Annotated in this window: 8 protein-coding genes; all 8 read left to right on the plus strand. The window is 46.8% G+C overall.

From position 1 onward, the window contains the following. Positions 1-2: 2 nt before the first annotated feature. The 8 genes from DMB44_RS08965 to gcvT all read left to right on the plus strand — a co-directional run bounded on the left by DMB44_RS08965 (position 3) and on the right by gcvT (position 8,474). Entirely contained in the window at positions 3-2,297 is a 2,295-nt protein-coding gene (locus DMB44_RS08965; protein ID WP_110642899.1) for a V-type ATP synthase subunit A, read from the plus strand. Beyond that, positions 2,278-3,660 (plus strand): V-type ATP synthase subunit B, encoded by a 1,383-nt coding sequence (locus tag DMB44_RS08970; RefSeq protein WP_110642901.1) that lies wholly within the window; start codon positions 2,278-2,280, stop codon positions 3,658-3,660. The genes DMB44_RS08965 and DMB44_RS08970 overlap by 20 nt, the downstream gene beginning before the upstream one ends. Before the next feature lie 2 nt (positions 3,661-3,662). After that, positions 3,663-4,286, plus strand: a complete 624-nt coding sequence (locus DMB44_RS08975) for a V-type ATP synthase subunit D (protein ID WP_237265387.1) — start codon at positions 3,663-3,665, stop codon at positions 4,284-4,286. Further along, positions 4,279-4,449 carry a hypothetical protein gene (locus DMB44_RS09360; RefSeq protein ID WP_153280214.1) on the plus strand — a complete coding sequence of 57 codons (171 nt, stop codon included), beginning with the start codon at positions 4,279-4,281 and terminating at the stop codon, positions 4,447-4,449. Before DMB44_RS08975 ends, DMB44_RS09360 begins: the two co-directional genes overlap by 8 nt. A gap of 5 nt (positions 4,450-4,454) precedes the next feature. Next, on the plus strand, positions 4,455-4,775 hold the full coding sequence (locus tag DMB44_RS08980) for a hypothetical protein (RefSeq protein ID WP_161952127.1): 321 nt from the start codon (positions 4,455-4,457) through the stop codon (positions 4,773-4,775). 1 nt (position 4,776) lies between these two features. Further along, positions 4,777-6,708, plus strand: coding sequence for a V-type ATP synthase subunit I (locus DMB44_RS08985; RefSeq protein WP_110642907.1), 1,932 nt, complete (start codon positions 4,777-4,779; stop codon positions 6,706-6,708). A 70-nt stretch (positions 6,709-6,778) separates the two neighbouring features. Beyond that, positions 6,779-7,390, plus strand: a complete 612-nt coding sequence (gene pdxT / locus DMB44_RS08990) for a pyridoxal 5'-phosphate synthase glutaminase subunit PdxT (RefSeq protein WP_110642920.1) — start codon at positions 6,779-6,781, stop codon at positions 7,388-7,390. A 4-nt stretch (positions 7,391-7,394) separates the two neighbouring features. Beyond that, positions 7,395-8,474, plus strand: coding sequence for a glycine cleavage system aminomethyltransferase GcvT (gcvT, locus tag DMB44_RS08995; protein ID WP_110642909.1), 1,080 nt, complete (start codon positions 7,395-7,397; stop codon positions 8,472-8,474). The last annotated feature ends 81 nt before the right edge of the window (positions 8,475-8,555 follow it).

Here is an 8,555-nt window from a genome sequence, read left to right on the forward strand (position 1 = left end):
CCATGGGAAAGATAATCAGAATTTCAGGTCCAGTTGTCGTGGCCGAAGATGTGGAAGACGCAAAGATGTATGATGTCGTTAAGGTAGGCGACATGGGCCTGATAGGGGAGATAATCAAGATAGAGGGGAACAAATCCACAATTCAGGTTTATGAGGATACAGCCGGAATAAGGCCTGATGAGAAGGTTGAAAATACGAAGAGGCCGCTGTCCGTCGAACTTGGCCCTGGGATATTGAGATCCATCTACGATGGTATACAGAGGCCGCTTGACGTGATAAAGAACACGTCCGGAGATTTCATAGCACGCGGCCTCAACCCGCCGGCGCTAGACAGAAAGAAGAAATGGGAGTTCATTCCCGCTGTGAAGAAGGGAGACAGCGTTTCTCCAGGACAGATACTCGGTACCGTTCAGGAGACGTCGCTCATAACCCACCGTATAATGGTGCCGGAGGGTATCTCAGGCAAGGTGACCATGATAGCCGACGGCGATCACACGGTCGAGGATACCATCGCAGCGGTTGCTGGAAACGGTAAAAATTATGAAATTCAGATGATGACGACCTGGCCTGTGAGGAGGGCAAGGAGAGTGCAGAGGAAACTCCCTCCTGAGCTGCCTCTTGTGACAGGGCAGCGCGTCATAGATGCGCTCTTCCCAGTCGCGAAGGGAGGTACGGCAGCAGTGCCAGGGCCATTCGGAAGCGGAAAATGCGTCTCTGGAGATACACCGGTGCTGCTGAGGGATGGCGAAAAGAGCATAGAGGAGATCTTCAGAAGCGCTTTGAAAGATCCCGATAACGAAGTTGAGAGGGATGGCGTTGAAGAGATCGTGAGGTTGAAGGAACCTTTGAAGATATATTCACTGGTCGGAAGAGACATAGTGGAGAGCACATCGTATGCTGTATACCACGGCAAGAGCAATGCGCTTGTAAGAATAGTCACGGCCGGAGGGCGCACGGTCAGCGTAACACCTGTACATAAGCTGTTCGTGAAGTCCGGAGACAGCATAGTGGAAAAACCTGCACAGGATGTGTCTGAGGGAGACAGGATAGCATGCGCTGACCTATCTGAGGACGGCAATTCTGATGTCCTGGTCGCTTCGATTAATCTGGTCTTCGACACTATCGTGGAAAGGGACGTCAGATACGGTGTTTTTGACGTCTATGATCTCACGGTTCCTGATTTCGGATATAACTTCGTGGGAGGAGATGGCTTCATAATTCTTCACAATACGGTGATACAGCATCAGCTCGCCAAATGGAGCGATGCCAACATAGTTGTTTACATAGGTTGCGGAGAGCGCGGAAACGAGATGACAGAGATACTCACAACGTTTCCGGAGCTCAAGGATCCGAATACCGGGCAGCCCCTTATGGACAGGACTGTCCTTATAGCGAACACATCGAATATGCCCGTGGCGGCAAGGGAAGCCAGTATATACACAGGCATATCAATAGCTGAGTACTACAGGGACATGGGATATGACGTTGCCCTCATGGCTGACAGTACGTCAAGGTGGGCTGAAGCCCTGAGGGAGATCTCCGGCAGGCTAGAGGAGATGCCTGGCGAGGAAGGTTATCCGGCATATCTCGGCAGAAGGGTATCTGAATTCTATGAGAGGTCTGGAAGGGCTAGACTCATTTCGCCTGATGAGAGATACGGTTCGATCACGGTCATAGGTGCGGTATCTCCTCCGGGCGGTGATATATCTGAGCCGGTTTCGCAGAACACGCTCCGTGTGACTAGGGTTTTCTGGGCCCTTGATGCATCTCTGGCAAACAGGAGGCATTTCCCGTCCATCAACTGGCTCAACAGCTATTCGCTCTATACTGAAGATCTTAAGGCCTGGTATGATAAGAATGTGGCCTCAGAATGGTCAGCGCTCAGGGAGAGGACGATGGAGATACTGCAGCGCGAGAGCGAGCTTCAGGAGGTTGCGCAGCTGGTAGGTTATGATGCAATGCCTGAGAAGGAGAAATCAATACTGGACGTTGCCAGGATAATAAGGGAAGATTTCCTTCAGCAGAGTGCATTCGATGAGATAGATGCTTACTGCTCCCTCAAGAAGCAGTATCTGATGCTTAAGGCCATAATGGAGATCGATGAATATCAGAACAGGGCGCTTGATTCAGGCGCAACCATGGACAATCTGGCATCACTTGCCGTGAGGGAGAAGCTGTCCAGGATGAAGATAGTGCCGGAATCTCAGATCGAATCCTATTACAAAGATCTTGTTGACGAGATCCATAAGGAGTATGGAAACTTTATTGGTGAGAAAAATGCCGAAGCTAACATATAAGTCAGTTTCACAGATAAGCGGTCCTCTTCTGTTCGTTGAGAACGTCCCAAATGCAGCTTACAACGAGATGGTTGACATAGAGCTGGAGAACGGCGAAGTCAGGCAGGGGCAGGTGCTTGATACAAGGAAGGGACTGGCAATCGTGCAGATATTCGGTGCCACAACTGGCATAGGAACTGAAGGCACGAAGGTCAGATTCAGAGGAGAGGTTGCCAGGCTGCCCATATCTGAGGACATGCTTGGCAGGGTATTCAACGGCATAGGTGAACCCATAGACGGCGGCCCAGAGATAATAGCAAAGGAAAAGATGGAGATAACAAGCAATGCCATCAATCCGTATTCGAGAGAGGAGCCTTCAGAGTTCATAGAGACCGGGATATCGGCCATAGACGGAATGAACACCCTTGTAAGGGGGCAGAAGCTGCCCATATTCTCAGGATCAGGATTGCCGCACAATCAGCTCGCTGCGCAGATAGCCAGGCAGGCAAAGGTTCTGGATTCATCGGAAAATTTCGCCGTTGTTTTCGGAGCCATGGGCATAACGAGCGAGGAGGCAAACTACTTCACTAACCAGTTCAGGGAGACCGGTGCGCTTTCAAGATCAGTCATGTTCCTGAACCTTTCCTCCGATCCATCCATGGAGAGGATAATACTGCCAAGGATAGCGCTTACGACGGCAGAATATCTAGCCTTCCAGAAGGGGATGCATATACTGGTCATACTTACGGACATGACGAATTACTGCGAGGCGCTGAGAGAAATATCGGCCGCAAGAGAGGAGGTTCCCGGAAGAAGGGGTTATCCGGGATACATGTACACCGATCTCAGCACCATCTATGAAAGAGCCGGAAAACTCAAGGGAAACAACGGTTCAATAACACAGATACCCATCCTGACCATGCCAGGCGATGATATAACTCATCCTGTGCCGGATCTCACAGGATACATAACTGAGGGGCAGGTAGTGATATCTAGGGATCTGAACAGAAAGGATCTTTATCCTGGCATAGATGTTCTGCTCTCGCTCTCAAGGCTCATGAACCAGGGTATCGGCAAGGGCAGAACCAGGGAGGATCACAGGGGGTTGGCGGATCAGCTTTATGCCGCATATGCATCCGGAAAGGACCTGAGATCGCTGACGGCCATAGTGGGAGAGGAGGCTCTCAGCCAGAACGATAGGAGGTACCTGCATTTTGCAGATACCTTTGAGAACAGATATCTGAAGCAGGGTTTCTTCGAGGATCGTTCCATAGAGGACACCCTGAATCTCGGATGGGAACTGCTCGCCGATCTTCCTGTGCAGGATATGAAGAGGGTTAAACCGGATCACATACAGAAATACGGAAGATGGAAGAAGGAGTGACCATGGACATAAGACCCACAAGGATAGAACTGATTCGTACGAGAAGGAGGATAAGGCTTGCAAGGAAAGGCCTTGATCTGCTCAAGATGAAGAGATCTGCCCTGATCTATGAATTTCTGCAGATAAGCAGGACCATAAGGGGCATGAAGGAAAACCTGAGAAAGGAGGTTGTTGACGCCCTCAACATGATAAAGATTGCCAGCGTACTCGAGGGTTCTCTCGCCCTTGAGAGGATCGCCAACATGTCAAGCGATTCAAAGATCAACATGAACTCCAGGAACGTGATGGGCGTAAACATACCGACGTTGGATGTGTCATACAATCTCTCCATACTCTCTGATGTATACCGCACGATATCGGTTCCGGTGGCAATTGATGATTCAATAAGGAGATTCCAGAAGCTGTTCTTTGATCTCATACTCATAGTTGAGAAGGAAAATTCCCTTCGAAATCTGCTTGTGGAGATCGACAGGACAAAGAGAAGGAGCAATGCCATAGAAAATATACTGATACCAAGGCTTGAGTATCAGGCAAAGATGATAAAGATGATGCTTGACGAGAGGGAAAGGGATACGTTCACAACCCTCAAGACCATAAAGAGAAAGATAGAGGCGCAGAATGAGTAAGAACCCCTGGTATGATATCGGAATAAAGAAGTACACAAAAAATATCGATATCAGCAGAGCCAAGGATCCGAAGGTTATAAAAAAGTTCATGATCATAAGGAACCTGATAATGGTGTTGAACGTGCTTGTTGCTGCATTCATACTTGCGCTTGTATGGAGCTGATGTGTATGGACGATGTTGAGACAATAAGGATCATCAAGGAAAAGGAAACGAGTGCGGATGAAGAGATAAACGAATTCAAGATGGAGCAGGAGAAGATCATCAAGGAAGCCAGGGAGAAGGAAACCATCGATCTCGAAAAGACAGAGGAAGAACTGAAGGCAAAATATCAGGAATATCTTGAATCAAAGAGGAGAGAGGCTGAACAGAAGGCTTCAGCAATAATCGAAGGCGCTAAAGCCAAGGCTTCACAGATCAGGCTTAACATTCAGGATAAGGATCTGGAGAAGATGCTGCTCGACATCATCATGGAGTATTTAGAGGAATAGTATGTTGAGACCTGTTAGGATGCAGAAGATCAGGATAATAGCTCCCTATTCGTACAGAGACAGGGTAATATCCGCGCTGCACGACATGGGAGTAATGCAGATAGAGGAGATTAAAGAGGATATAGAAAAATTGCTGTCTCCTGGCAGAACTTCAGAACAGGCCAAGACAGTCATGGATTATCTCCAGCGTTTCCGTGGATATGAGAATATACTTCCAAAGAAGAATGTATCCGGCCGGGCCAAGTTTTCCTCACTTTCCGATATACTCAATGAGGCTTCGAAGATCGATATAGATTATGATCTCAAGGTTGTGGTAACGAAGGAGAATGATATAGCAGCATCGATGAAGGACATAGAGAGTAGGCTTGCAGCACTTGAATACATGAAGGGTTACGATTTCGATGTATCTATATTCAACGGAAGGCATTTCGAATCGTACATAATTCCAGACAAGAACGTAGATCAAGAAACGTTCAAAGACCTTGATGCCAAGGTAATACCCATAAGGAATGCCTACATTGTGACTGTTCCGGAGGATAGAACACAGGATCTCAGCAGAGTGGCGAACTCGCTTGGATTGAGGCTCATACACATACCGGAGCTGAAGGGTAAGCCTGATGAAGTTATCAGCATGCTTCAGGATGAGAAGAAGAAGCTAGATCAGGCAAGACAGGAGATTCAGAAGCATCTGCAGGACATATCCGATAAATATTATGAGAGGATAGTACAGATCAGGGAAGCTCTGGAGATCGAGGCCAGGAAGATAGAGGTTGAGGATAAGCTCAAGGGTACGGAATACACCTTCGCAATCGAGGGTTGGGTGCCGGCTGATGCATTCGATATGGTAAATGCAACGATCAATAGGGTAACGGGCAACAGCTGTATAATATCAAAGGTGGACACTGATGAAATCCCACCAACGCTCCTCAGAAATCCGAGGAGGATATCGCTGTTTGAATTCTTCATAAAATTTTATTCCCTTCCAGAAGGGACGGAGTATGATCCAACGCTGATATTTGCCCTTGTCTTCCCCGTATTCTTTGGACTCATGGTTGGAGATTGGGGCTATGGCCTCGCTATATTGCTACTCTCTCTCTTCATAATACACCGTGTTGATCATCCGCCGGCCAGGAGTCATATACCAAAAGTCCTGAGCAGATTCATACTGATGATAATGTCTCCGCAGTCCCTCAAGATACTGGCCAAGGCGCTTATACCTTCATCCATAGTCGCCATAATAGCTGGCGTGCTCTTCAATCAGTTCTTCGGCTTCGCTATACTTCCGTTCACCGTATTCCATGTGTACAGCGTGCTTCCTAAATTGATGTTAATAGCAGGCTACATAGGCCTTGGAATGGTGGCGTTTGGATTCATACTCGGATTCATAGAGGATCTGTGGATGCATGATGTTAAGGGTGCTATGGATCGCCTAGGTTGGCTGTTCTTTGCCGTCGGCATTGCAACAATAGGCCTGAACCTGATACATCATGATCTAACGTTCAGCGTCAGCACAGGTCTAACGAATCTGGCTGCTGTTGCACTCATCGTAGTCGGAATACCGCTCATAGCGATAAAGGAAAAATCACAGGGATTCATAGAAATGCCGTCAATAATAAGCCATATACTCTCATATCTCAGGCTTGTTGGTATACTCATAGCAAGCGTCGTTATAGCGGAGATAATCGATCTTGTCTTTATCAGGAGTCTGGTATCGCATTCTATCGCACTGGCAATACTTGGCATAATAATACTCATATTTGGACAGACGTTCAACCTTGTTCTTGCTGTGTTTGAGCCTGGAATCCAGGGTGCAAGGTTGATATACGTTGAGTTCTTCTCAAAGTTCTATCATGGCAATGGAAGGCTGTTCAGGCCGTTCAGAAGCCAGAGGAAATACACAGAAAATGGAATAGAATTGGAAAAAGGTAGATAAACGTTTAAGCATGTAAGCGATATAAAGACGATGATACCTTCTTTTTCCCCATATGAAGGTGGTATGTGATATGAATATAGGAGTCATAGGTTTTCAGGGAGATGTTCAGGAACACTTGAACATGCTGAAGAAGATTTCAATAAAGAATAGGGAAGTCAAAACGGTTGATGTACGAAGAATAGCGGATCTCCAGAAAGTAGATGCTCTGATCATACCTGGCGGGGAAAGTACCACTATATACAAACTGGTAACGGAATATGGCTTATACGACGCAATAAAGCAGAGGGCCAGCGATGGTATGCCTGTGATGGCGACATGTGCAGGACTCATAATAATATCCAAGGAAACAAATGACGAGAGGGTCAAGGGTATGGGCCTCATAGATGTAACGGTAAAGAGAAATGCCTACGGGAGGCAGGTCATGTCGTTCGAAACTGATGTGGACATAAAAGGAATAGGAAGATTTCCAGCCGTTTTCATAAGGGCTCCGGTCATAGAGGATCCTGGAAGATCTGAGATCATGGCAGCGCTCGATGGAACTCCAGTGATGGTTAGGCAGGGAAACATACTGGCCATGACGTTCCATCCTGAACTCACGGGCGATGCGAGGATACATGAATACTTCATATCCATGGCATGGGGGAGAGGGGGGTATATTTCCACTGCAGATGTGAAAAGGTGATGGTATGAGGACAGTACTTTATGATGAACATGCAAGGCTCAACGCAAAGTTTACGGAGTTCAACGGATGGGATATGCCTCTCTATTATAGAAGTATAATAGATGAGCATATGGCCGTCAGGAAACATGTTGGCATATTTGACGTATCGCATATGGGCGACATTACCGTGATCGGAAAGGATGCTTCAAGATTCCTTGATCACATGTTTCCGACACAGGTGAGCAAGCTGCAGAACGGAGAATGTGTCTATACTGCTTTTCTCAATGATGATGGATTGATGATCGATGATACTATAGTTTACAGAATGGGTCAGGATTCATTCTTCTTTGTGCCAAACGCAGGAACAACGGATAAAATATACAGATGGGTGATGGATCATTCAAAGGGATATGATGTTAAGATAAACAACGTGTCAAATAAGATATCTAGCATAGCCCTGCAGGGACCGCAGTCAGATGATGTTCTTGCCGAGATTGGATACTCGTATCCAGGCTATTTCAAATTTCAGTACGCGGACGGAAAATATGAGAATGCCATAACAGGTAAGGATCAGATTATTATATCAGGAACAGGTTACACTGGGGAGAAAGGCGTAGAATTTATAATACCGAATGAATACGCTGTAGATCTGTGGAAAATGCTCATGGCATCCATAAGCAAGAGGGGTGGCCTTCCTGCTGGTCTGGGAGCCAGGGATACCCTGCGTATGGAAAAAGGTATGCTCCTCTCAGGGCATGATTTCAATGAAGACAGAGATCCATACGAAGCTTCCATATCATTCATAGTGAACAACGAGAACGACTTCATAGGCAAGAGTGCTCTTGAGAAGAGAAAAAGCACAGATCATGAGATATTCAGGGGATTCATACTTTCTGATGGGATACCCAGACCAGGAAACCCAATCAAGATTGATGGGAAGAAGATCGGGATCGTGACCAGCGGAACGATATCCCCTGTTCTGAACAAGGGAATTGCACTTGGATATATAGAAAAGGCTTATTCAAAGGAGAACACGCAGGTCATGATAGAGATCCGTTCCACCGATCATACGGCCACCGTAACCAGACCCAGAATAGTGAAATGAGGTTGCAGTGGAAATACACCCCTCCCCCTCTATTTAATTGTTTTATTAAATATAAATAATTTATAAAATTTGTGTCTTTAT

The sequence above is a fragment of the Thermoplasma sp. Kam2015 genome (genome assembly GCF_003205235.1).
Lineage (GTDB): Archaea > Thermoplasmatota > Thermoplasmata > Thermoplasmatales > Thermoplasmataceae > Thermoplasma.

Bases quoted from the DNA above. Each gene is read 5' to 3' on its own strand.
- DMB44_RS08980 (WP_161952127.1), top strand. From the start codon at position 4,455: ATGGACGATGTTGAGACAATAAGGATCATCAAGGAAAAGGAAACGAGT.
- DMB44_RS08970 (WP_110642901.1), top strand. From the start codon at position 2,278: ATGCCGAAGCTAACATATAAGTCAGTTTCACAGATAAGCGGTCCTCTT.
- DMB44_RS08965 (WP_110642899.1), top strand. From the start codon at position 3: ATGGGAAAGATAATCAGAATTTCAGGTCCAGTTGTCGTGGCCGAAGAT.
- DMB44_RS08985 (WP_110642907.1), top strand. From the start codon at position 4,777: ATGTTGAGACCTGTTAGGATGCAGAAGATCAGGATAATAGCTCCCTAT.
- gcvT (WP_110642909.1), top strand. From the start codon at position 7,395: ATGAGGACAGTACTTTATGATGAACATGCAAGGCTCAACGCAAAGTTT.
- DMB44_RS08975 (WP_237265387.1), top strand. From the start codon at position 3,663: ATGGACATAAGACCCACAAGGATAGAACTGATTCGTACGAGAAGGAGG.
- pdxT (WP_110642920.1), top strand. From the start codon at position 6,779: ATGAATATAGGAGTCATAGGTTTTCAGGGAGATGTTCAGGAACACTTG.
- DMB44_RS09360 (WP_153280214.1), top strand. From the start codon at position 4,279: ATGAGTAAGAACCCCTGGTATGATATCGGAATAAAGAAGTACACAAAA.